At 39.9% G+C, this 24,068-nt stretch carries 19 protein-coding genes; 10 read left to right on the forward strand and 9 right to left on the reverse strand.

Annotated features, from left to right (window positions below; all coding sequences use genetic code 11):
- Positions 1-41 precede the first annotated feature (41 nt).
- Positions 42-893, reverse strand: coding sequence for an aminotransferase class IV (locus GD597_RS06895; RefSeq protein WP_171607093.1), 852 nt, complete (start codon positions 891-893; stop codon positions 42-44).
- Between the two features lie 155 nt (positions 894-1,048).
- On the opposite strand from GD597_RS06895, the gene GD597_RS06900 reads away from it, so the two are divergent.
- The 3 genes from GD597_RS06900 to GD597_RS06910 all read left to right on the forward strand — a co-directional run bounded on the left by GD597_RS06900 (position 1,049) and on the right by GD597_RS06910 (position 4,677).
- Positions 1,049-2,149: a Nif3-like dinuclear metal center hexameric protein gene (locus GD597_RS06900; protein WP_171607094.1), complete on the forward strand. Its 1,101-nt coding sequence runs from the start codon at positions 1,049-1,051 to the stop codon at positions 2,147-2,149.
- Between the two features lie 115 nt (positions 2,150-2,264).
- The gene (locus GD597_RS06905; protein ID WP_171607095.1) at positions 2,265-3,020 is read left to right on the forward strand and encodes a zinc ribbon domain-containing protein; all 756 of its coding nucleotides are present in this window, start codon (positions 2,265-2,267) and stop codon (positions 3,018-3,020) included.
- A gap of 91 nt (positions 3,021-3,111) precedes the next feature.
- Positions 3,112-4,677: a tetratricopeptide repeat protein gene (locus GD597_RS06910; protein WP_235954204.1), complete on the forward strand. Its 1,566-nt coding sequence runs from the start codon at positions 3,112-3,114 to the stop codon at positions 4,675-4,677.
- Positions 4,678-4,686: 9 nt separating this feature from the next.
- On the opposite strand, the gene GD597_RS06915 is transcribed toward GD597_RS06910, so the two are convergent.
- From GD597_RS06915 to GD597_RS06945, 7 genes are all read right to left on the reverse strand, one after another.
- Entirely contained in the window at positions 4,687-5,127 is a 441-nt protein-coding gene (locus GD597_RS06915; RefSeq protein WP_171607096.1) for a hypothetical protein, read from the reverse strand.
- 129 nt (positions 5,128-5,256) lie between these two features.
- Positions 5,257-7,341 carry a glycoside hydrolase family 97 protein gene (locus tag GD597_RS06920; RefSeq protein ID WP_171607097.1) on the reverse strand — a complete coding sequence of 695 codons (2,085 nt, stop codon included), beginning with the start codon at positions 7,339-7,341 and terminating at the stop codon, positions 5,257-5,259.
- Between the two features lie 328 nt (positions 7,342-7,669).
- On the reverse strand, positions 7,670-10,441 hold the full coding sequence (locus GD597_RS06925) for a T9SS type A sorting domain-containing protein (protein ID WP_171607098.1): 2,772 nt from the start codon (positions 10,439-10,441) through the stop codon (positions 7,670-7,672).
- 495 nt (positions 10,442-10,936) lie between these two features.
- Positions 10,937-11,431: a hypothetical protein gene (locus tag GD597_RS06930; protein ID WP_171607099.1), complete on the reverse strand. Its 495-nt coding sequence runs from the start codon at positions 11,429-11,431 to the stop codon at positions 10,937-10,939.
- A gap of 9 nt (positions 11,432-11,440) precedes the next feature.
- Positions 11,441-12,157, reverse strand: a complete 717-nt coding sequence (locus tag GD597_RS06935; RefSeq protein WP_171607100.1) for a hypothetical protein — start codon at positions 12,155-12,157, stop codon at positions 11,441-11,443.
- A gap of 227 nt (positions 12,158-12,384) precedes the next feature.
- Entirely contained in the window at positions 12,385-13,038 is a 654-nt protein-coding gene (locus GD597_RS06940; RefSeq protein WP_317170294.1) for a response regulator transcription factor, read from the reverse strand.
- Positions 13,039-13,055: 17 nt separating this feature from the next.
- On the reverse strand, positions 13,056-15,041 hold the full coding sequence (locus tag GD597_RS06945; RefSeq protein ID WP_171607102.1) for a sensor histidine kinase: 1,986 nt from the start codon (positions 15,039-15,041) through the stop codon (positions 13,056-13,058).
- Positions 15,042-15,269: 228 nt separating this feature from the next.
- Between GD597_RS06945 and recN the strand changes: the two genes are divergently transcribed.
- The 3 genes from recN (at position 15,270) to GD597_RS06960 (ending at position 18,258) form a co-directional block, all read left to right on the forward strand.
- Positions 15,270-16,925, forward strand: coding sequence for a DNA repair protein RecN (gene recN, locus GD597_RS06950; RefSeq protein ID WP_171607103.1), 1,656 nt, complete (start codon positions 15,270-15,272; stop codon positions 16,923-16,925).
- 73 nt (positions 16,926-16,998) lie between these two features.
- Positions 16,999-17,811, forward strand: coding sequence for an enoyl-ACP reductase FabI (locus GD597_RS06955; protein ID WP_171607104.1), 813 nt, complete (start codon positions 16,999-17,001; stop codon positions 17,809-17,811).
- Between the two features lie 189 nt (positions 17,812-18,000).
- Positions 18,001-18,258: a SemiSWEET family sugar transporter gene (locus GD597_RS06960; RefSeq protein WP_171607105.1), complete on the forward strand. Its 258-nt coding sequence runs from the start codon at positions 18,001-18,003 to the stop codon at positions 18,256-18,258.
- A 179-nt stretch (positions 18,259-18,437) separates the two neighbouring features.
- Here the strand turns inward: GD597_RS06960 and GD597_RS06965 are convergent, their stop codons facing one another.
- On the reverse strand, positions 18,438-18,659 hold the full coding sequence (locus GD597_RS06965) for a DUF2795 domain-containing protein (protein WP_171607106.1): 222 nt from the start codon (positions 18,657-18,659) through the stop codon (positions 18,438-18,440).
- 158 nt (positions 18,660-18,817) lie between these two features.
- On the opposite strand from GD597_RS06965, the gene GD597_RS06970 reads away from it, so the two are divergent.
- From GD597_RS06970 to GD597_RS06985, 4 genes are all read left to right on the forward strand, one after another.
- Positions 18,818-19,474 carry an ABC transporter ATP-binding protein gene (locus GD597_RS06970; RefSeq protein ID WP_171607107.1) on the forward strand — a complete coding sequence of 219 codons (657 nt, stop codon included), beginning with the start codon at positions 18,818-18,820 and terminating at the stop codon, positions 19,472-19,474.
- A 77-nt stretch (positions 19,475-19,551) separates the two neighbouring features.
- Complete coding sequence (locus GD597_RS06975) at positions 19,552-21,516, forward strand: sialate O-acetylesterase (RefSeq protein ID WP_171607108.1); 1,965 nt, start codon at positions 19,552-19,554, stop codon at positions 21,514-21,516.
- A gap of 224 nt (positions 21,517-21,740) precedes the next feature.
- Positions 21,741-22,403, forward strand: coding sequence for a protein-L-isoaspartate(D-aspartate) O-methyltransferase (locus GD597_RS06980; protein ID WP_171607109.1), 663 nt, complete (start codon positions 21,741-21,743; stop codon positions 22,401-22,403).
- Positions 22,404-22,633: 230 nt separating this feature from the next.
- Positions 22,634-24,034, forward strand: coding sequence for a sulfatase-like hydrolase/transferase (locus GD597_RS06985; RefSeq protein ID WP_171607110.1), 1,401 nt, complete (start codon positions 22,634-22,636; stop codon positions 24,032-24,034).
- Positions 24,035-24,068 lie beyond the last annotated feature (34 nt).

Raw genomic sequence — 24,068 nt, forward strand, 5'->3', positions numbered from 1 at the left:
CGGAATAAATTTATTTGAACAAACCAACCCAAAATGTATTATTACAAAAACAAAGGGGCGATAAATTTTTTATGCAACATGGACGATACATTATTGCTGTATTGGCTGTTGCCCAATTGCTTTACCCATTTAATGCCATAAATGGCATTGGTAAAAAATAATTCAGCAGCCTGTTTTAGTTCTTCTGCTGTTATGGGACTTTCCTCCACCGGCATATTTTCTTTTCGTAAGCATTGCAATAAATAGCGGCGCATATTACCGCTTACCGGTCCTTCGGTTAAAGGTGGGGTTTTAATAACGCCGTTTTGTACAATAAATATATTGGCGATGGTGCTGTCTGCAATTCGGTTATTGGCGTTTAATAAGATGGCATCGTTCAGGTGTTCCTTTTTTGCCCATAAGGCAGCCATGGCATAGCTGAGATAATTATTGCTTTTTATAGAGGAAAACTGATCGGCTGCTTTACGGGCATCTGGGTAAATATCTGTAATTAGGCCGTTTTCGTTTAGGTTATTATTGGCAGGGTTTAAGGCCCAAGTTTGAATAATATAATTGGGGAAATGGTTTTCGGGATCGTATAAACCGCCATTGCCCCTAAAAATGGTTAAACGAATTCTACCCAATTTATCATGATAGTTTTGTTTTGCCAATGCTAGTATTTGTTCCTTGACGTAGTCAGGGGTAAAATAACTGGGTTTTTGGAAATACAGCCGGTCCATAGAGCTGAATAATCTTTCCATATGTAAATCTTCCAGCAATATTTTTCCTTTCACCATTTTGATGGTTTCAAAAAAACCGTCTCCATACCTGAAAGAACGGTTGTCTGGTGAAATTAAAAGTTTATCAGCCTTGTATGTTTTACCATTATACTGCAGGAATGTTGCTGTTGCCATAAATACAAATGTAATTGCTGTGGGTAATTTTTTACCCTTTATTGCCTTTTTGCTTTGGTAGTTTAACAGCGCTACCTGGTATTTGTTGTGAGGCGGGTGAAGGAATTATGTAACCTAACGGATGCAGGCAAAGCTGCTTTGCTTAACTTGCAGGTATGAAGATCAGCGATATTATTTACACACTGGAATCTTTTGCACCACCTGCTTACCAGGAATCATATGATAATGCAGGACTGATTACCGGTAATAGTAGTTGGGATTGCACAGGCATTATTTGTGCTTTGGATGCTACCGAAGCTGTTGTGGAAGAGGCCGTGAAAAAGGGATGCAATTTAATAGTGGCGCATCACCCTATTGTTTTTGGTGGGTTAAAAAAAATCACCGGGAAAAATTATGTTGAACAAACCATTATTGCGGCCATCAAACAGGATATTGCCATTTATGCAATACATACCAATCTGGATAATGTGATGGCTGGCGTTAATAGCCGCATAGCGGATAAGCTGGGTTTAGAAAACCGCACCATATTGCAGCCCAAGCCTGCCCAGCTGGTTAAACTGTGCACATTTGTGCCCGACGAGCAAGCCGATGCAGTAAGAAATGCATTGTTTGCAGCCGGTGCCGGCCATATTGGTAATTACAGTGAAGCCAGTTTTAATACCGATGGCATTGGTACCTACAAAGCAAACGAAAGGGCTAACCCTTACGCAGGTAAAGCGGGTAAACGGCACGAAGAACCGGAAGTAAAAATTGAAGTACTGCTACCTGCCTATTTGCAAAACAGTTTGGTAAAGGCCTTACTTGCTGCGCATCCCTATGAAGAAGTGGCGTACGATTTGGTTCCTCTGGCAAATGCAAATAAAGAGGTGGGTAGCGGTCTGGTTGGCCAATTGCCGCAGCCTTTAACCGAAGTTGAATTGTTGCATAAATTAAAAGCTAGTTTTGGTTTATCGGTGGTTAGGCATACACCATTATTGCAAAAACCGGTTAGCACAATAGCTTTATGCGGGGGTGCCGGTAGTTTTTTAACAAAAGCGGCCATTGCTGCCGGGGCACAGGTGTTTATAACGGCAGATGTGAAATATCATGAGTTTTTTGATGCCAATAACCAGCTGGTAATTGCCGATATTGGCCATTGGGAAAGCGAACAATTTACCATTGACTTGTTATTTGATATTTTAATAGCTAAATTCCCTACCTTTGCCGTCCAAAAAACTGAGGTTAGAACCAACCCGGTGTATTATTTTTGCCAATGATTTGCCGAGCAGCGTACAAAACGTTCAAGAGTGCGACGCAAGTAAAGGGGAAACATAAATAAACAGCCGGGAAAATATAACTTCATCATTCAAAAGATAAATTACAAACTAGAATATGGCAGCAGTTAAAGATTATTCTGTAGAAGAAAAGCTTTCTTCTCTGGTAAAATTGCAGAAAGTTGATGCTAAACTGGATGAAATTAAAATTCTGAAAGGTGAGCTTCCTATTGAAGTTAGCGATCTTGAGGATGAAATACAGGGTTTAACCCACCGTAAAAACCGCTTTGAGGAAGAGATTAATGGTATTGCTGAATTTATTGAGCAAAAGAAAAAAGCCATTGTTGATGCCGATGCATTGGTGAAAAAATACGAAAAACAAAGCGAAGCTGTTAAAAACAGCCGTGAGTTTGAAGCTATTAACAAAGAAATAGAAATGCAACAGCTGGAAGGTAAACTGGCTGAAAAACATATTCGCGATGCCAATGAAGAACTGGCAGATAAAGTGCGTTTGCTGGAAACAGTAAAAAAGCAACTTACTACCAAAGAAGCTACATTAGGCCATAAAAAAGGTGAACTGGATAAAATTATCGCCGAAACCGAAAAAGAAGAAAGCCATTATAACGAACTTTCTTTAGCAGCCCGTAAGGGTATGGAAGATCGCCTGTTATATTCTTACGACCGTATTCGCAAAAGCTACCGCAATGGTTTAGCAGTGGTACCGGTTGAAAGAGATGCCTGTGGTGGTTGCTATAATTCTATCCCTCCTCAACGCCAAAGCGAAATTCGCCAGCGCAAAAAAGTAATGATTTGCGAAAACTGCGGTCGTATACTTGTTGATGATGAACTGAATAACAATACCGAAGTAAAATAATGTTAAAGCAGTATAAAGAATCTAAAAAGGGTGCTGGTGTCAGCATCCTTTTTTATTTTCGGGCTTTCAAGTAATGCAGTTGTAAAATAGTATGAGCCAAACTTTTAAATCAATAACCGGCAGCCGTTGCGTCGCACTCTTGTGCGGCTATAGCACTATGCAACAGGGCTTGAGTAAAGGGTTTTTACTATTGCTTACCATATTTTTTTTGCAAACAGCCCATGCCGAAAAAGTATACGATTTTAGCGCCACCTGCCAGCAGGCCTATCAACAAATTACAGCACTAAAACTACATGCAGGTGCGCAACTGGTAAACCAGGCAAGAAAAGAAAACCCGGATAACCTTATTCCCGAAATTTTAGATAGTTATATAGATTTTTATATACTATTCTTTAACGAAGACCCTTCTGATTATTCAGCACGTATGCCTCATTTTGCTGAGCGTTTAGATAAGCTGGAAGATGGGCCAGTCAGCTCCCCGTTTTATAACTATTGCCGCACCGTGGTATATATGCAAAAAGCCTGTGTAGAAATAAAATTTGGCAGGCAATGGGCAGCTGGCTGGGATTTTAGAAAAGCCTTTACCATTATTCGGGATAATAAAAAAGCATTCCCCGGTTTTTTACCCAATAACATGATTTATGGCCCCATGCTGGTAGCCGCAGGCACCATACCCGATGGATATAAATGGCTTACCAGTTTATTTGGTGTAAAAGGATCCATAAAGGATGGTGTTGCCTTAATGCAGCAATTTGTAAATAGCAATGATACTATGGCAAAGCTGTTTTTTAATGAAGCCAGCTTTTATTACTGCTATATCATGTTCTATATTCAAAACAAGCCCCAGGAGGTGATGCAATATATTCAGCAGCGTAAACTGGATGTGGTTAATAACCATTTGCTGGCATATATGGCCACTAACCTGGCCATTAATAATAAATCTACCGAGCAGGCAAGAAGTATTATGTTACATAGGAATATGTCGGCCGAGTATATGGCTACACCGGTATGGGATATGGAAATGGGCTATACCACGTTGCACCACCTGGAAACCCAGAAAGCCATTAGCGCTTACGAAACTTTTTTGGCCAGTTTTAAGGGCAAATTTTATGTAAAAGATGTATGCGAAAAACTAAGCTGGTGTTATTATATACAAGGCAATATAAAGGCAGCTAATGCCACCAGGGTAAAAATATTGAAAGAGGGTAACCAAATTACCGATGCGGATAAGCAGGCATACAAAAATGCCCAATCAGGCCAATGGCCCGATTTGTTATTGCTAAAAGCAAGGATATTAAATGATGGCGGTTATAATGCCGAGGCACTGGCTTTACTGGCCGGTAAAACTGCTACAGATTTTAATACACCGGAGGAGCAACTGGAATTCTCGTACCGGGTGGGGCGTATTTACGATGATTTGGGTAAGGACGATGATGCTTTAAAAGCATATGCTTATGCCATTAAAATTGGGGAAACCAGCACTGCTTATTATGCGGCCCGTGCAGCTTTGCAAATGGGTATTATTTATGAAAAGCAGGGCAATAAGAATTTGGCCATCAGCTATTTTCAAAAATGCATTGCGATGAAAAACCACGATTACAAAGACTCTCTCGATCAAAAAGCCAAGGCAGGTATTGCCCGCAATAATGGTGGCTAATCGTTTTTATTACTCTTTTAATTTTTGTGTTGAAACGGCTGCGGCTGAATAATCTTCCTTGGGTACTTTATGGCCGTACAAACCATTTAGCATAGCTAACTGACCAATATGTGTAATGATATCAGATAAAGGCCCCTGTAACAAGCGCTTGCTGCTAATGGTATCTATTTCTGTGGTGGCCAGTGTTTGCTCCAGTATTTGCAAGGCGGTTAACAATCTATCAGTTTCTCCCTCCAGATCCAACTGGACTGGGGATGGTGTATTGAAATGTTTATGTGTGACAAAACTGTTGGTTTTATTTAGCAAATCGCACATATGATTGATGATCTCATTCGGCGTTCTGGTTGCTTCTGTAAGCCGGTAATCTCCAAAACCAGGCAATGAATATCTAATGGCTTTTTGAAAGCGATAAGCTATAGTTGCCACTGTATGTTGTAATAAAACATTCATCGGATACAATTTATTATTGTAACAATACCGGCTGTTGGCAGCTGATAGTAGCGTTGCCCTACAAGAGTGCGACGCAAGGATGTTGCCAATTATTGAATTGCCTGGCCCACAATACTAATACTTTCTACTTTAATTCTTTTTAAAAATACTAATGGCACAACCACCGCCTTTTGCAAGTTTTACCTGCAATACAGTGCTATTGGTAACCATTATTTTTTCGATGGTATATGCTTCGGGATTGGTTTGCCAGTCTGCATTATCGGCATCCCGGTAAATAGTAGCTTCGTAACTGCCACCGGCATTTAAGAAACTAAGCGGCAATTGAAGCTGGCGGCTATTTTCATCGGTAATGGCACCAATAAACCAGTTGTTTTTATTTTTTGCTTTGCGGGCAATGGTAATATAATCTCCGGGTTCGGCTTCCAGTACTTTGGTATCGTCCCAATCAACCGGCACATCTACAATAAACTGAAAGGCATCCAGGTATTTGTTGTAATTCTCGGGTAAATCGGCGGCCATTTGTAAGGGGCTATACATGGTAACATAAAGTGCCATTTGTTTGCACAGTGTAGAACGTACCCGTTGCTTTCTGCTGCTATCGAACTGGTTAAGCTGCATATGAAATAGGCCTGGAGTGAAATCCATTGGTCCGCCCATTAAACGGGTAAAAGGCAGTATGGTGGTATGTTCGGGAGTCATGCCAATAGTTGGGGCATTATTAAACTCGCTGCCCCTTGCAGCTTCATTGGCCATCCAGTTGGGGTAGGTTCTTTGCAAACCGGTAGGGTGTACAGATTCGTGCGCATCCAGCATAATGCCATAGGTGGCAGTTTTAGCGGCAACACGCACAAAGTGGTTTACCATCCATTGCCCATCGTGGTGTTCGCCACGTGGTATAATTTTACCTACATAACCGGTTTTTACGGTATTCATATTATGCAGCACCATATAGCGATAGGCGGTATCCATCCAGCGTTCGTAGTTGGTAACCGCACCGGAGGTTTCGTGGTGCATGATTATTTTTACGCCCTTTTGTTTTGCATAGGCGGTAAGAGCGTCAATATCATAATCGGGGTAGGGGGTAACGAAATCAAACACGTCTTCTTTCCAGTTACCAAACCAGTCTTCCCAACCAACATCCCAGCCTTCAACCAGCACCCCATCAAAACCATATTTGGCTGCAAAATCAATATAATGCATCACGTTTTGGGTATTGGCGCCATGTTTACCGCCATCTTTTTGCCAGGTGGCTTTGCCCACATGCATCTCCCACCACATGCCCACAAATTTTTGTGGTTTAATCCAACTGGAGTCGGGTACCACCGATGGCTCATTTAAATTAAGTATTAGTTTGGAGGCGAGTATATCGGTGGCTTTATCGCTAACTACAATCGTTCTCCATGGGGTAATGGCAGGTGTTTGTAAATAGGCTTTATTGCCTACTGCATCTGGTACCAGTTGAGATTGAAAACTAAGGTTGCTTTTATTTAACACCAGGTTCATGGCAGGGTAATTTACCAATGCCGCTTCATGCAGATTAATATAAATGCCTTTTGCGGTTTTCATCATCAGTGGTGTTTGTACTGCATTGGCACCAATTAGGCTTGTAACGGCAATGTCTTTTTCTTTGGCAGCGGCGGCAAGTGCATTTACCTCACTTAATTTGGTGGTGTTATAGGCATATTCGTTAGAGTCGTAATCCCCGGGTATCCAAAATGCTTTATGGTCTCCCGCCATTGCAAATTGCGTTAGTTCGTCGGCCACAACAAAATAGTTAAGCCCCTCTTGTTTTGGAAATTCGTATCTAAAACCCAGCCCATCGTTAAATAGCCTGAATACAATGTTTACCGCAATCTTGCTGCCGGCTTTATCAGTAAGCGATACAACCAACTGTTTGTAATGATTATTAATATGACTTACCTCTCCCCATACCGGTTGCCAGGTTTCGTTAAATGTAGATGAATCTACCCCCGATATACTAAAGCGACTTAAGGTAACAGCTGGTTTGCTTAACACAAAACCCAGCCCCGATGGTTGTATAACCGCGGCGCCTTTATAGCTAAGACTATACGTGGTTTTACCTGTAGCTAGCTGACTAATATTAAGCTGTAAAGCATTATCCGGAGAATGAATGCTGATAACTTTTTGAGCCTGGGAAGAACCAGTTATAACAAAGCTCATCAGTACCCATAAAACAGCGGATTTACATTTCATATACAGTTGTTGAAAATGGCAATAATTGGGATGTAAACAAAAGCATTGCAAACAGCAAAATGCTTTACTGTATAAAGTTATGGTAGAATATATTTCTGCGAAAAGACAATAAAAATCTGCAACGTTTGCAGTGGGTAAGTTTTTATTTTAAAGGCATTAACTAATAAGTCTGGGTTTTTTATTAGCCAGTCTGTAGATTATATAGCAACACCGCTTGCGTCGCACGCTTGTACTGTAACAAATAGCCAAACTTTCTATTACATTGGTAAACACAAAAAAAAGAGACTGTCTTTTCAGATCAGTCTCTTTGGCTTTACACAAGTTTCTGCTATTTAGAAACAATAACCTTCTTTGTAATAATGGTGTTATTACTTAAGTCTGTAATAAGTAGCATATACATGCCACCTGGCAAGTTGCTGGTATTAACCCTGGTACCGGATAATGCTGATGCAGTAGTATTATTTGTCTTCCAAACAATATTGCCCATCATATCTTTTAATACAGCAGTAAGTTTTGTATTACTATTTGCTGTACCATATTGTATAGTAAATTGGGTGCTTACCGGATTAGGATAGACGGTTACATCTACACCATTGCCAAGGGTTTTTGCGCTTACATCGCTGCTGCTGCCATCGTTGTTGGCAGATGCAAACAATACCGCAGTAGTAAAGCTAACCGAATCAGTAAACTTACTGGTAGCTACTACTTTTCCTACGCTATCAGCTGCTTGTACACGCCAGTTATAGGTAGTGTTCGCGGTAAGACCATTTAGTGTAACAATCCCGGTATTGCCAACAGAATTTTTGGTTAACCAGGCACTGTCTCCTGCTTTATGGTATTGTACCACATAAAATTTAGCACAGGTAATAGTAGTAAAGTTTACTTTGGCCGATGCAGCAGTAATATTGGTAGTGCCGGTAGTTGTTACCGCTGGAACCATATTTATTACGGCAGATTTTCCAAAAGCAGTGCCGGTGGCGCCATCACCAAATGCTGTTGCAAAATACTGGCCCTGCGGAAGATTTTTAAACTGGAAGTTTTTAGTACTGGTAATGGTAACCGGGCTGCCATACGCTATGCCATAGCGGAACAACTGAACTGTATAGGGTGCCTGGCTTTTGCTGCACTTCATTGTAATAGCATTTGTGCTGGTACATGTAGTGGCGGTATCGGCTGCAATTACTTTGATACTGGCTTTTGTTACCTGAGTAAAAGTATTGCCTAATGAATAGGAAGCAAATTCGTTACCATAATAGGTTTGAACCCTTATCCAATAATAACCTTGCGTTAAACCTGCCATATTGTATGACCATGAAGCTGCTGAACTGTTTTGATATCCAATATTTCCTGCTGCGGTATCTTTATATACATACAGGCTAATATTATGTGTGCCACCGCCATTCAAATGTGGTTCCTGGTTAACGTTAAGCGTAAGTGCACCAGAGCCGGTATAGTTTATTTTATACCAATCTGCACCATCCCTTGATAAATTGTAATAGAAATTAATATGGCCGGTTACTGCACCATTGGCTGGAATTGTTTTAGCCTGGTAAGGTGCATTATTAGGCTCTGCATCATTTGCGTTTGAGTATAGCTGTGAATTATTGGTAAGTGTATAAGGTGCAAACTCGCTTGTATAGTAATTATTAATTCTAATAAAGTAAGTGCCGGCCTGTAATCCATCCGTATTTATGGTGGCAGTTGATGTGGTATTCATGTAATTAAGCTGTGTAGTGCCATCATTATCATACAAATAGCACGATACATTTTGCCCATTATTGCTCGTAAGAGTTAACTGCAGGTTTGCATCAGAAGGCAGTGTAAGCTTATACCAGTCAAACCCGTCACGTACCAGGTTGTAATAGTAGCCTGTATGCCCGGTTATAGTGCTGTTTGCCGCGAAAGTTAAAGCCTGCGCCTTTGTGTCGTTAGGCTCTGTATCATTAGCCTGTGCAGGCAAAAATAAACTATCACTCAGTGTATAGCTCGCAAATTCATTACCATAATAGGTATTAACCCGAACATAATAGGTGCCTGCGGCCAATCCATCTCTGTTGGTGCTTAAAGTGCCGGTAGTGTTTCCATTGGTTAGCAATGTGGTGCCATCATTATCATATAAATACCAGGAAACATTCTGGCCATTAAATGATTGCATGGTTAGGCGTAAACGGCCATCAGCAACTGTGGTTACTTTATACCAGTCAAATGTATCACGTGTTGCTATATAATCGCTGTAGCCAATATGGCCGCTGCGTGAATTATTTAATGGAAGCAATTTGGCTTGTGCCCTAGTACCATTCGGTTCTGCATCACTTACAATAGATGGTGTAAATAGACTGTCGCTAAAAGTATATGGTGCAAATTCTGATGAGGTATAATAATTATTTACCCTTACATAATAAGTGCCTGCCAGCAGCCCATCGGAATTTGTAATGCCGGTAGATGTGGTATTGCCACTTGCAAGCTGTGTGGTAGCATTGGAAGAATATAAATACCATGAAACATTCTGGCCATTCAGCGATTGCATGGTTAATTTAAGTCTGCCATCTACATTGGTGGTTATTTTATACCAGTCAAATGTATCTTTCTGGTTATTGTAGTAATAGCCAATATGCCCATTTACCGTGCTGTTTAAGGCAAAAGTAAGCGCCTGTGCAGCGGTGCCATTGGGTTCTGCATCAATGGGTACTGCCGGTAAGTTTAGTGTATTGGATAGTGTGTAGGTTCCCGTTTCGGTGCCATAAAAACATTGCATCCGAATATAATAAGTGCCCACGGCCAATCCATCTTTACTCATACTGCCGGTTGAGGTTGTATTATTACTGGTAAGTAAAGTAACGCCATCGTTATCGTATAAATAGGCCGATACGTTCGAACCCGTTCCCGATGTCCAGGTAATATCCAGCCTCCCATCTTTATTGGTAGTTACTTTCCACCAATCCACTTCCCCTGCGGGGGTAATGGCGCCATTATCGCTGCCATTCAGGGCTAGCGTATTTGCCTGTGCCCTTGTATCATTTGGCTCCGTTTCGGTTGCGTTGGCAGTACTCCATATAAGGGTACTGCAAAGCAATATCAATTGTAAAAATTGCTGTTTCATAAATGCTTTTTTGTGTAAAGTGATAAAAATACTATAGCAGGCTACCTCAGGCAGCTAAAATGTAAACCATTAAAATGTGTGGATATTAGATTGTACTTCTTCTATGTTGCGCAAATAAAAGCGATAGGTCAAATGTAAATCAGTATCTACGCAAAGTCAATACCCAAATTTGGGTAAATTTTATTGGTAGGGCTATAACCCTTTGTGGTAAAGGGTTATGCAAACATAGCTGGCCGGCCTTTTATCTTTATTTAATCGTAGCCCGGCTGCAAGGTATTAATTAGGCACCGCTTACGTCGCACTCTTGTGCGTTTGATTGTTTATGCAGCTTAGCCAAAGGCGTAACTATAAACGTTTAGGCCTTCACCCTTAATTTGATTCAGGTTCTCCTGATGTGCGTGTAATGTGATGCTTTGGTTGATGCTTGCATTTGATATGGCACAAGTACGCTATGCTGCATATGCTTGGCCGCATACTTGAGCCAGGATGTGGGAGTCATTTCTTAAACTTCAAAAATTCGGAAGTTCCATCTTCTGATTCAAGAATTAAAGTGTCATTTTTGAAAATTACTTTAGCAGCATAAATCCAATCTGGATAGATGATTTTTATGGAGTCATCATTCAGGACATATTTATATGATTTGAATTGATCCACATAATAAACTGAATCGGATTTGATTATAAAAGTGGCATTCTCGGATGATCCATCAGACCAAATACCAAGCAGTTTGTTGTTTGCTTGTTTAATTGGATCAATTTTGACTGGTACTATTTTCGAGGTGTCTTGTCTTTCATTTCCAGCTTTGGAATCTTGCAAATTATTGCATCCCAAAAGTAGCATAGCAATCAGTAAAGAAAATGTTGTGTATTTCACAAGGATTGTAATTGTGTTCAACTCAAAAATAGCAGAACTAATTACCCTTTCCAAAAAATTGCATTCTTCTGCCGCTTTTGTTAGCAAGGGGTGAAATCTCCCTTGAATACGCGACAACCAAGCGTATTATTTTCTGTCATAATCTGCTGGCTTCGTTTGCCCAAAGTCCTTCATTTTTTGTCTTGATATTTTGTTAGTTATTTTAAAATTGTCTCGATTCAAAAACTGAATAAGAATGGGGTAATTGTATTTATTGTTTGTGCTTACGAAGTCATTTTTTTTAAAGTTGAAAAGATTGAATGACCAATAACTATGGTATTGATAACTTGTAAGTGTCATTGTTATTACTTCATAATTTCCGTCACCATTGAAATCTCTTTCGGGTCTGTTGTCGCTCATTTTGTCCATGAAAGAAATCTTTATAAAGTTCTTGTCCTTTTGTTGAAATAAATATATAACCCTTGTGTTTAAGGAAGCTGTTCCATTACCCATGTAGGGAACAATTAACTTAATGTCTTGAAGATTGTCACCATTTACATCTGCAAGCATAATGGGTTCAAACAGATTTGTTTCATAAAATAACATCGGTTCAAAAAATCGTTGTATTTGCTTGCCATTTTTAAATACAGTTATATATGAACTGTCCCACTTGCCAGCGAAAGATGTAAGCACTAACGTTAAACTATCTATTTTGTCATAGAACTTTGGTATTGTCAAAATAAATTCTGTCTTTTTTTCCTTCCCGTTTGTATTGTAAACTTTCCAATCTTTATATACCTTGTATTTAATTGCGGGATATTTTTCAAACGGATATTGTCCAAATGAATTTAAGGTAAATGTCAATAAATATAGTATTATGAAGTTGCGCATAGAGTATTGCTGCAAACTCAAAAATAGCCGAACTAAGTAGCCTTACAAAAAAAATGTATCCTGCCGCTGTTTTACCTTTCGCTAATAGTTTCAGCTTCTTTGGTTGCTTTGGTAAAAGCCCAATAAATAATCAAACCGTTCAAGTGAGTGACACAAGTAAAGCTGAATAGCATTACTAACGCCGGCTACATAATTGGCTTTTAAGAAATGAGTTTGCGTTGTTTGGCAAATTCAATGAGGGAGGCTTCGCTTTTGGTGTTGGTTTTGCGGTATATGTTTTTGCGGTGGGTTTCTACGGTGCGCTCACTAATAAAAAGTTCGTCGGCAATTTGTTTGTTGCGGTAATGCTTTACAATGCATTCTATAATTTGTATTTCGCGGGTGCTTAGGTTGATGTCTTCGTTACCGCTTCTTATTTTTTTAAATATTTCGTATTGCTGTAAAATAGGCGCTGCAAAATATTGCCCGCCGTTTACAATGGTTTCTATGGCAAGGATGAGTTCTTTTTGTCCGGATGCTTTTGGTATATAGCCATCTACTTTTGCTTCTTCCAGCATTTTTGCAATGGTGGCACCTTCCTCGCTCATGGAGAGGGCCAGGATTTTTATATTGGGCAGGTTGGCTTTTACCTGCTGTGAGAGCTGAAAACCATTCATACCATTGGGCATGGTAATATCGGTTAGCAGTACATCGATGGGCGTGGAACTTAATTGCTGCAGCATGCTTTCAGCTGTATTGGCTTCGGCTGCAATGTTAAAGCTGGCATGGTTTTGCAGTAATAGTTTTAAACCATCTATCACAATTTGATGATCGTCTACAATGGCAAGGCGGATGGTATGTTGGCTACTGCTGATAAGCTGTTTTTATTGTTTTATTGTTGATGTAAGGGAATATAAAAAGCAATCATGGTGCCATTGCCAGGGGTGCTGTTAATGTCTACCTTACCATTTAAATATAATATTCTTGACTGTATATTTTTTAGTCCGTTGCTATTTACCAGATTAGGGTTATTGATGTTAAAGCCAATGCCATTGTCTTCCAGGGTAATATCCAGTTCATTGTTTTCGGCGTTAACAGTTACGTGAAGTTTGGTGGCTTGTGCATGCTTTAATACATTTTGCACACATTCCTGTACCACGCGATATACCATTAGGGCGGTGTTTTCTTCAATGAAAGTGAAGTTGCCGCTGGCGTTGTAATATATGTGCAGGGTGGGGCTTACTATTTTATCCAGGAAATTTTTAATCGTATCTGCCAGACCTGTTAGGGCAAAGTCCTGCGGCATCATGCTATGGCTAAGGTCGCGTACTTCGGCAGTAGATTCTTCCAGCAGGGTGCTGATATTGTTATAAATTTTTTGGCCGGGCTCCTGCAGTTGCAGTTGGTTGGCCAGGGCTTCCAGATTTAATTTAGCAACCACCATTTTTTGGGCAACACTATCGTGTAAGTCGCCGGCTATACGTTTGCGTTCTTCTTCTTCTGCCTGCATTACAGCCTGGGTAATTTTTCGTTTCTGCTCTATTTCCATAGCCTGCAAATGAAGGGCCTGGCTTTTTTTTCGGTTTTGAAAAAAGGCGAGGCCAAAAAGCAAGGTAGCTGCCAGAATGCCTATAATGCTATAAATAAAATAGTTCTTCTTGGCAATATCGTATTGCTGCTGAATAATGGTATTTTCTTTTTTCTGCACCTCGTATTTGGTTTGCATTTCGGCAAGTGCTTCGGCAGAATTTTTTTTGTACAGGGAATCCTTAAGTACGATTAAAGTATCTAATGTATTACTGTATAGTTGATAATTGCCGGCGGCCTTATAGTTTTCTGCCAGTGCAGTAAATAGTATGGGCAGTTTAACGTACATATTATTTTGGTGCGCCATAGCAATACCTTCTTTTAGCAGGGCAATGCCTTTATCTGTTTCATGAATAGTAGCATAAAAAGAACCAATTTGAAAAATATCCGAAACAATATAAAAGGGATCTCCAATTAACCTCCTGATACGCAAGCCTTCCTCTAAAAGCTGTTCTGATTTTGCCTGGCTGGAGCCATCACTGTAAATACCGGCATAAATAAAATAGGCGTTGGCCTGAAAGGTAAGGTCGTCTTTCTTTTTGGCAAGTTCGATAGCTAGTTTACAAAATATTTCTGCCGAATCGTTTTTATACAGATTATTGTATACTGCAGCAATATTGGAATAGAGGGAAGGCTGGCGTTTTTCCATGGCAATTGTTTTTTCCATGGCCACTGCATCCAAAAACCAGTTAAGTGCATTGCGGTATTGCTCAATTTCCATATAGGCCCAGCCGATACCAATTTTGGCCCTTATTTGTGTGAGGTAATCATTGGATTGTTCGGCAGCATGTAATAGTTCTAAGCCATTATTAATGGCTTCTTTTTGCTTATCTGACCTTACCAGTATATTGGTTTTTAAAATAAGAAAACGGTACCTGAGCGGAACATCTTCTTTTTTATTAAGCACATTAATGGCACTGTCTATGATGGCAGCGGCAACAGGCAATTTACTGGTTTTTGTAAAATAAGTAGCCCTGTAAAAGGCAGTTTGAATTTGACCCAGCCTGTTATTGGTGCTGCTGGCAAGACTATAGGCTTTGGCGGTATATAAATTCAGGGAATCCAGATTAATAGAATTTACCTGATCGCATAAGGCAAATAATGTTTGTAACTGCTGTTCTTTATTAACGGAGGTATAATATACGTTGCGAAGGCTATCTACTTTTTTTGTTTGCGCCTGACCTGGTGCGCACACAAAACAGGCGAAGCATACAAGTATAGGTAGCTTTTTAAATGGGCTTACTTGTTTTGCTAAGGATGAAAAAATGACAATTACTTGGTTGATAATCATATGAATACTTCTAAATTAAACAAACACAACAATGTTTTAGCGCTTATTAAATGGTTTATGCCAAATTTAATGTAAGAATAATTACATAAAAGTTGCAGGATAGTTTGCCTATGCAAATTATAATTAGGGTGGAATGGAAATCGAACTGGAGCCCAATAACAAAAAAATAGGAGCTAATAAGTATTCCACATTGTGCGGGAAATTGAATTAAAATTGCAAAATTTGCCTATGCTTGAAAAATTATACATACAGAATTATGCTATTATAGACGAAATAGCCATTGTATTTTCTGATAAGCTGAATATCATTACCGGCGAAACAGGTGCCGGTAAAAGTATTCTTATGGGCGCACTTAGCCTTATCTTGGGCGAAAGGGCTGATACCTCTGTTTTAATGAGTGCCGACAAAAAATGCTTTATTGAAGGCTTTTTTAATATTAGCCATAAACAGGAAGTAAAAGCTTTTTTAGCAGCCAATGAACTGGATCATGATGATGAGCTGGTAGTACGCAGGGATATTGCCGCAAATGGAAAATCGAGGGCCTTTATAAATGATACCCCGGCTACTTTACAGCAACTAAAAGAACTGGCCGGTTTACTGGTAGACCTGCACCAGCAATTTGATACATTAGAATTAGGCGATGCCGGTTTTCAGCGTGAAGTGTTGGATGCTTTGTCCGGTAATCAGGATAAACTGGATGCCTACCATTTGGTGTATACCGAATGGCATCAAACTAAAAAAGCTCTGGAAGCTTTACAATTACAAAAAAGCAATTTTAATAAAGAGCTGGATTATTTCCAGTTTTTATATGATGAACTAAAAGAAGCTGCTTTTACACCCAACGAATTGGAAGACCTGGATGCCGAATTGCAAATGCTTAGCAATGCAGAATTAATTAAAACTTCCCTTACCAAAGCGGTTTATGATTTAAAGGAAAGTGAGCAACCCATTGTACAAACACTAAAGCAAATGGTGATTCAGTTACATCATTTTGCAGGCATGCATAAGGATATTGCCGCTATTGCCGAACGTTTACAAAGTGCACAAATTGAGATTGCAGATATTGCCTCCGATATTGAAAATATGAACGATGATGTTCATTTTGATGAAAAAAGAATTGAACTGATTAACGACCGGCTGTCTATCGGGTACAAAATGTTTAAAAAGCATGGCGTAGCTACCACCGATGAATTGCTAACCATACAGGCAGGACTGCAGGAAAAATTACAGGCCGTTTTGCATATAGATGAAGCTATTATTGCCAGGGAAGCAATGGTGAAAGAGCTAATGCAAAAGGCCGGGGATTTGGCTGATGCCATATCTGCGGCAAGGCAAGCACAAGCTACACCATTGGTGAACGAAGTAAATAACCTGTTACAACAAGTGGGCATGCCCAATGCCCGGTTAAAAGTAGAAATAAAATCTACCAGCTTGCAACCATATGGTAAAGATGCTATCGAGTTTTTGTTTGATGCCAATAAAAGTAACCGATTCGAGCCATTGCGTAAAGTAGCCAGCGGTGGTGAACTTAGCAGGTTAATGTTGTGTATCAAATCGCTGGTAGCAAAATCCATAGATTTGCCCACACTTATATTTGATGAAATTGATACCGGTATTTCCGGCGAAGCGGCCAGGCAGGTAGGCATTATTTTAAAAGAGCTGGCCAATAGCCGTCAGGTTATTTGTATTACCCATCAGCCACAAATTGCGGGTAAGGCCAATACCCATTTTTTTGTTTACAAGGAAATTAAAGGCGATCAGGTAAAAACCAATATACGAATACTTACCCAGGATGAGCGTATAAACGCCATAGCGCAAATGCTAAGTGGCGAAAGACCCACCGCCGCCGCATTAGAAAATGCCCGGGAAATGATTATGAACTAACGGCTTGGCTGCAAATATTATCTTTACAGCCTTGAGTCTTGCGTTAAAAACTACCAATTATAAAATTGATATTATGTCTTACAACTTATTAAAGGGAAAAAAGGGAATCATATTCGGTGCTTTGGATGAAAAGTCAATAGCCTGGAAAACAGCTTTGCGCTGCCATGAAGAAGGTGCTCAAATAGTGTTAACCAATGCGCCTGTGGCTTTGCGAATGGGCGAAATAAATAAACTGGCCGAAGCAATACAGGCCCCCGTAATTGGTGCCGATGTTACCAATATGGACGATTTGAAAAATCTTTTTGAAGCGGCCATGCAACATTTTGGTGGCGGCATAGATTTTATTTTACACTCCGTAGGCATGAGCCTGAATGTGCGTAAGGGCAAACATTATACCGATATTGATTATGCTTTTAACCAAAAAACACTCGATATATCTTCCATGAGCCTGCACCGTGTATTGCGCACAGCATGGGATTTAGATGCACTTAACGAGTGGGGAAGCGTGGTTACGCTTACCTATATTGCTGCACAACGAATTTTCCCCGATTATAACGAAATGGCCGATGCCAAAGCCCTGCTGGAAAGTGTAACTCGTAGTTTTGGTTATCACTATGGCAACCGTAAAAATGTACGGGTAAACAGTATTTCACAATCGCCAACTGCTACAACAGCAGGCTCTGGTGTAAAGGGTTTTGATGGCTTTATAAAGTATGCAGAAAAAATGAGCCCCATGGGCAATGCCTCCGGCGAAGATTGTGCTAACTACTGCGTAAGTATGTTTAGCGATTTAACCCGAATGGTTACCATGCAAAACCTGTTTCATGATGGGGGCTTTAGTTTTACCGGTGTAACCCAGGCGGTAATAGAAGCCATGGAAAAATAGCAAAGTGTAGTAAGTAACCTATACAGCACCGGGTTTTATAGCCTGGTGCTTTTTTTTGGGCCAGACTCCAATACTGCTATTAAGCATCCGTTGCGTCGCACTCTTCGGGGTTCGGTACTTTAATGGGCAAAAAATAGGGCCTGTTTTTATGTGCAACAATCCTTAATTTCAATTACCAAAACCTAATATATGAATTGGATAGAATTGGTAGGATATGCAGGATCATTTTTATCGGCTATTACTTTTATACCACAGGTGTACAAGGCCTGGCAAAGCAAAAGCGTCGGCGATTTAAGTATCTGGATGATATTGATTATCATTTTTAGTACACTTTTATGGCTGGTATATGGTTTTGGAATGGGCAGCGGTCCGGTAATTTTGGCCAATTTGGTGGTGCTTTCTTTATCGCTGGTATTATTGTATTTTAAATTAACTTTTAAACAGTAGGCCTTGCGGTTAAATCGCAGCCTGCTGCCACAAAGCCGGAACCCTGAACCGAGCGTGGCAAGCGGCGATGCCATGCAACACTGCAGCCGGTAACAAAAAAGCAGGTATTGGTGCAACAAAAAAGCCATTCAAATTGAATGGCCTATTCGTTAAAAACACCCCGCAGGGTGGTGATGAAGTTAGTATTCGTCTTCGTTAAACATAAAATCTTCCTGACTAGGGTAATCTGGCCAGATGTCTTCAATACTCTCGTATATTTCGCCTTCGTCTTCCAGTTCCTGCAGGTTTTCTACTACTTCTATTGGTGCACCACTACGGATAGCATAATCAATTAACTCGTCTTTTGATGCCGGCCAAGGTGCCTCTTCAAGGTAACTTGCTAATTCCAATGTCCAGAACATAGGCTGTAAATTTTGCGCAAATGTAAGGGTTGTAACGAAATAACCAAATTACCCATTGCGCTATCGGGCAAATTATCTTTAAAAACATAGTTAAATAAAGATTTTATTTGCAATTGATAGCCTTACCGGCAACTAATTATATTTTAAAACCAATTTTCATGTTACTCAGGGCTACGGGCATTCAGAAGCATTATGCACAATTGCATGTGTTAAAAGGGGTGGATATATCGGTAAGTAAGGGAGAGATTGTGTCTATCGTAGGCTCATCAGGTGCCGGCAAAAGCACCTTGCTGCATATTTTGGGTACTTTGGATATGCCGGATAGCGGGCAGATATTTTTAAATGATATACCTGTACACACTTTAACCGGTAAAAAGCTGGCCGCTTTTAGAAATACCCAGATTGGTTTTGTATTTCAGTTTCACCATTTATTGCCGGAATTTACTGCGCTGGAAAACGTATGTATTCCAGGTTGGGTAGCCGGGAGAAAAAGAAAAGAAGTTGAAACAGAAGCTGCCAGACTGTTAGACCTGCTGGGATTAGCAAACAGAATGGATAATAAACCCAATATGCTGAGTGGCGGTGAGCAACAAAGGGTAGCCGTTGCACGTGCATTAATTAATAAACCTGCCGTAGTTTTTGCCGATGAACCCACCGGTAATCTGGATAGTAAGAATGCCAAAGAATTACATAACCTGTTTGTACAACTACGTAATGAGTTAGACCAAACGTTTTTAATTGTTACCCACAACGAAGAACTGGCCACCATGAGCAACCGGGTATTGCATATGAAAGATGGTTTGATATTGCCATGATAATTAATTATTTGCCTTGTTTTGCCTGTAAATCGCTTTATCTTTAAAAGCTATAATTCTAACGTTAACTGTTATATATGAAAAAGGAATGCTACTCGCTGATTCTATTGTTAATTATTTCTATTAGTGCTTCTGCTGCCGTACGATTGCCTGGCATTTTTGGCAATCATATGGTATTGCAAAGAGATAAACCTATACCTGTTTGGGGCTGGGCTTTGCCTAATGAAAAAATAACCCTGCATTTGAATAAACAGCTGGTTACCATAAAGGCGGATAAGCAGGGCAGATGGAAAACACAGTTGGCTGCTGAACCTGCCGGCGGCCCTTTTGATTTGACCATAAAAGGCCAAAATACAATCGTTTATACCGATGTACTGATTGGAGAAGTTTGGATTTGCAGTGGCCAAAGTAATATGGAATGGATACTTAGAAATACTAATGAAGCAGCTGCTGAAATTGCTTCTGCAGATATGCCTATGATACACCATATTACAGTAACAAAAGCCATCAGCCTGTTACCAAAAGATGATATTGCCGGTGGCAGCTGGAATGTGTGTTCACCAGCAACTGCCGGAGATTTTACTGCTGTGGGTTACTATTTTGCCAAACAATTATATAACGAGTTAAAAGTGCCTGTAGGTTTAATCAATACTTCCTGGGGTGGTACGCATTCAGAAACATGGACCAGCAAAGAAGCTTTTGAAAACGATAGCTATTTTAAAGACATGATTGCCGGTTTGCCAGCTCTGCGATTAGACTCGCTGAATAATATAAAAAAGGCAGCAGCACTTAAACATATAACTGAATTGCAGGGCGGTTTTAAAACGGCTACTGAAATAGAAACCTGGAAAGAGTCCAGTGCAAATGATATTGACTGGGGAACAATGAAATTACCTGGCGTATGGGAACATCAGGAATTGGGCGATATTGACGGAGTGGTATGGTTTAGAAAAACTATAAACCTTACTGCCGATGATGCCGGCAAACCTGCCCAGCTGGAACTGGCAATGATTGATGATAATGATATTGCCTATGTAAACGGCGTTAAAGTGGGTAGTACCAATGGTTATAACACCAAAAGAAAATACAGCATTCCTGCAGGTGTATTAAAAAAGGGGAAAAATGTGATTGCGGTAAGGGTAGAAGATACCGGTGGCGGTGGCGGTATTTATGGCGAGAGCAGCGACTTATTATTAACGATTGGTGATAGCATTATTTTATTAGCCGGGGAATGGAAATACCAGGTAGAAACATTAAGTGGTGCCGCTGCTTCCATTGGCCCCAATGAATACCCAACATTGCTCTATAATGCCATGTTGTACCCGTTGATACCTTATGCTATTCAGGGTGCCATATGGTACCAGGGCGAATCCAATGCTGGCCGGGCATATGAATACCGTAAAGCATTTCCATTAATGATTACTGATTGGCGTACCAAATGGAACCAGGGCAATTTCCCGTTTTATTTTGTGCAATTAGCCAGTTTTAATTCAGCCAATGGCAATAGTAAAAATGGTAGTACCTGGGCTGAGTTAAGAGAAGCCCAAACCATGACTTTACAATTGCCGCATACCGGAATGGCTGTAACTACAGATATTGGTGTATCAAACGATATTCACCCACGCAATAAACTGGATGTGGGTAAAAGGCTTGCGGCCATTGCCTTACACGATATATATGGCAAACAAATAGAATTTAGTGGGCCCATGTACAGTGGTATGCAGGTAAACGGCAATGCCATTAGTATCAGCTTTACCCATACGGGCAAGGGGTTAATGGCAAAGGATAAATATGGCTATGTAAAAGGGTTTGAAATTGCCGGCGCCGATAAACAGTTTTATTATGCCCGTGCCTGGATTGAAGGCGATAAAATTATTGTAATGGCCGATGAAGTAAAAAGCCCTGTAGCGGTAAGATTTGGCTGGACAGATGATGCCGGTGAGAATAACCTTTTTAACAAAGATGGTTTTCCTGCATCGCCATTTAGAACTGATGACTGGAAAGGTATTACAGAGCATAATAAATTTAGCTTTACTAAATAAACATGTATACTGCCCTGCATTGCGTTAGGGATTGCAGCGAAAAGCCCGCAGCGCAGCGAGGACTTGCAGCGTAAAGCCCGACCCGATAGGGTAACGCCATACATTTTATTGCATATATTTTATAATGCTGTGGATAATTTTCACGGCATTATTTTTATTAACAATACAGGCAAACCCGGCAACTTGCCTTAGTAATAGACAAACTTATTTTTAGATTTGCAGCAATGAGAAAATTTGAGGATACATACCAGCACAAAGGCATGCGTAACCAGTTGGTAAAGCTGCTTAGAACAAAAGGTATTACCGATGAAAATGTGCTAACTGCAATAAATAATATTCCACGCCATTTTTTTCTTGACTCTGCTTTTGATAAAATTGCATACGAAGACAGGGCTTTCCCCATTGGAGAAGATCAAACTATTTCTCAGCCTTACACAGTGGCCTATCAAAGCCAGTTATTGCAGGTAAAACGAAACGAGAAAATTCTTGAAATAGGTACGGGCAGTGTTTATCAGGCCAGTGTACTTGCCGAAATGGGTGCCAGGGTGTTTACCATTGAGCGACAAAAAAAATTGTACGACAGGCATAAGGATTTTGTATTTAAGGCAAAATATCCCAATATAAAATTTTTCTTTGGAGATGGTTTTTTGGGGCTTCCTACCTATGGCCCATTTGATAAAATAATTATTACAGCTGCGGCACCATATATTCCGCCAAAATTAATTGAGCAATTAAAAGCAGGTGGCTTTATGGTAATACCTGTAGATGATGCTGAAGCTAAATCTCAACGCATGCTAAGGCTTACCAAAAATGAAAATGGCAGTTATGCCGAAGAAAGTTTTGATGCTTTTTCTTTTGTACCCATGCTTACCGGCAAGAATGGCTAGTTTTTTTGTTACTTAACAGCGGCAATGCTATGTAGCATTGTTGTGTCACTCACTTGTACTTGCATAACGCTATTTGGCAAAAAATATAAAGTATTAACCGCTCTTTTTTTAATTACAACACTTCTTAATGGAGTCTGTTATTGACAAATAGGTTAAGCTTTAATTTATATTAATTTAATTTGAAATGGGTGCTAAAGTGAGGAAATTTACAAAAACCAAAACTCTTCCACATGAACCGTATTTCAACCTTTTTTATTACACGGCTATGCTGTGTGATTATTGTTAGCTGCGCCTTTTTTAGCTGTAGGAAAATAGAAGATACAAATCTTTTAACTACTGCATCGGGCAACGAAATGCAATCAGTCCTTCAGGCAACAGCACAGCCCAATATATTAATTATACTCGGTGATGACATTGGCTACGAAATACCAACTTGTAACGGAGGCCAGTCTTATACAACACCTAATCTTGATAAAATGGCTTCTTTTGGTATGCGTTTTACACAATGCCATGCATCGCCACTTTGTTCACCATCCCGCTTTATGTTACTTACAGGTAAATATAATTTTCGTAATTATACCCAATGGGGGCATATGGATCAAGGTGAAAAAACAATTGGTAATATGTTTAAAGATGCAGGCTATGCAACCTGTTATACCGGAAAATGGCAGTTAGATGGCGGCGATGCTTCTGCCAAAATTTTTGGTTGGGATAGGTACTCATTATGGTTACCTTTTTTATGGGATAATGAATATATGGAAGGCTCCAGGTACAAGGGTGCAAAAATTTACCAGGATGGCGGGTATTTACCCCAGGAGCAAACAATTGATAAATATGCCGATGATGAATTTACCGATTATCTGTTAAATTTTATTGATAGTACCACAGTTATAAAAAAGCCTTTTTTTGCTTATTATGCTATGGATCTTAGTCACTCTCCCATGAGTCCAACACCAGATGATGCAGAATACGCCACCTGGGATTTTAATACTCCAGGCAATGGCGAGCCCAGGTTTTTCCCATCGATGGTTAAGTATATGGATAAAAAAATTGGTGAAATACTCGCACATCTTTATAAAAAGGGTTTATTAAATAATACCATTGTTTTTTATATGGGTGATAATGGCACCCCACCAAACATCACATCCATGTTCAATGGGTTTAGTGTTGTAGGTGGTAAGCACTCTACCAATGAACCAGGTACGAATGTGCCTTTGCTTGCATTGTGGAATGGAAAAATTAAACCTGGGAGTACATCAGACAGATTGGTAGATTTTACTGATTTTCTACCTACCCTGGCGGATATAGCGCGTATTCCCAAACCTATTAGTTATGGCAGTCTTGATGGTTTTAGTTTTTATAATGCCCTTGTTACAAAGGGTAAGGACACTACAAAGCGCTCATGGATATACGATGCTCATAGTCCTGAGCCTGCGGCTACTATTTGGCGTAATTGGGTACAAAATGATGAATATAAACTATATGATACCGGTAAGTATAGCCAGGCCGGCCAGTTTGTAAAAATAGAAAAAGCAAAACCCGATTTTATTGCCATACCAGATAATCAACTTACCAGTGATGAAATAAAACTAAAACAAAGCTTTCAAGCAGTTTTAAATAGCTATCATTAATTCCTGTTTTAAGAATACAGCGATTTTTTGCTTA

The sequence above is a fragment of the Limnovirga soli genome (assembly GCF_013106755.1).
GTDB classification, from domain to species: Bacteria; Bacteroidota; Bacteroidia; order Chitinophagales; family Chitinophagaceae; genus Limnovirga; species Limnovirga soli.

Excerpts from the sequence above, each read along its gene's own strand:
- GD597_RS06975 (WP_171607108.1), top strand. The coding sequence starts at position 19,552 with ATGAAAAAGGAATGCTACTCGCTGATTCTATTGTTAATTATTTCTATT.
- GD597_RS06960 (WP_171607105.1), top strand. The coding sequence starts at position 18,001 with ATGAATTGGATAGAATTGGTAGGATATGCAGGATCATTTTTATCGGCT.
- GD597_RS06900 (WP_171607094.1), top strand. The coding sequence starts at position 1,049 with ATGAAGATCAGCGATATTATTTACACACTGGAATCTTTTGCACCACCT.
- GD597_RS06965 (WP_171607106.1), bottom strand. The coding sequence starts at position 18,659 with ATGTTCTGGACATTGGAATTAGCAAGTTACCTTGAAGAGGCACCTTGG.
- GD597_RS06910 (WP_235954204.1), top strand. The coding sequence starts at position 3,112 with ATGAGCCAAACTTTTAAATCAATAACCGGCAGCCGTTGCGTCGCACTC.
- GD597_RS06905 (WP_171607095.1), top strand. The coding sequence starts at position 2,265 with ATGGCAGCAGTTAAAGATTATTCTGTAGAAGAAAAGCTTTCTTCTCTG.
- GD597_RS06945 (WP_171607102.1), bottom strand. The coding sequence starts at position 15,041 with ATGATTATCAACCAAGTAATTGTCATTTTTTCATCCTTAGCAAAACAA.
- GD597_RS06955 (WP_171607104.1), top strand. The coding sequence starts at position 16,999 with ATGTCTTACAACTTATTAAAGGGAAAAAAGGGAATCATATTCGGTGCT.
- recN (WP_171607103.1), top strand. The coding sequence starts at position 15,270 with ATGCTTGAAAAATTATACATACAGAATTATGCTATTATAGACGAAATA.
- GD597_RS06895 (WP_171607093.1), bottom strand. The coding sequence starts at position 893 with ATGGCAACAGCAACATTCCTGCAGTATAATGGTAAAACATACAAGGCT.
- GD597_RS06985 (WP_171607110.1), top strand. The coding sequence starts at position 22,634 with ATGAACCGTATTTCAACCTTTTTTATTACACGGCTATGCTGTGTGATT.
- GD597_RS06925 (WP_171607098.1), bottom strand. The coding sequence starts at position 10,441 with ATGAAACAGCAATTTTTACAATTGATATTGCTTTGCAGTACCCTTATA.
- GD597_RS06920 (WP_171607097.1), bottom strand. The coding sequence starts at position 7,341 with ATGAAATGTAAATCCGCTGTTTTATGGGTACTGATGAGCTTTGTTATA.
- GD597_RS06970 (WP_171607107.1), top strand. The coding sequence starts at position 18,818 with ATGTTACTCAGGGCTACGGGCATTCAGAAGCATTATGCACAATTGCAT.
- GD597_RS06915 (WP_171607096.1), bottom strand. The coding sequence starts at position 5,127 with ATGAATGTTTTATTACAACATACAGTGGCAACTATAGCTTATCGCTTT.
- GD597_RS06980 (WP_171607109.1), top strand. The coding sequence starts at position 21,741 with ATGAGAAAATTTGAGGATACATACCAGCACAAAGGCATGCGTAACCAG.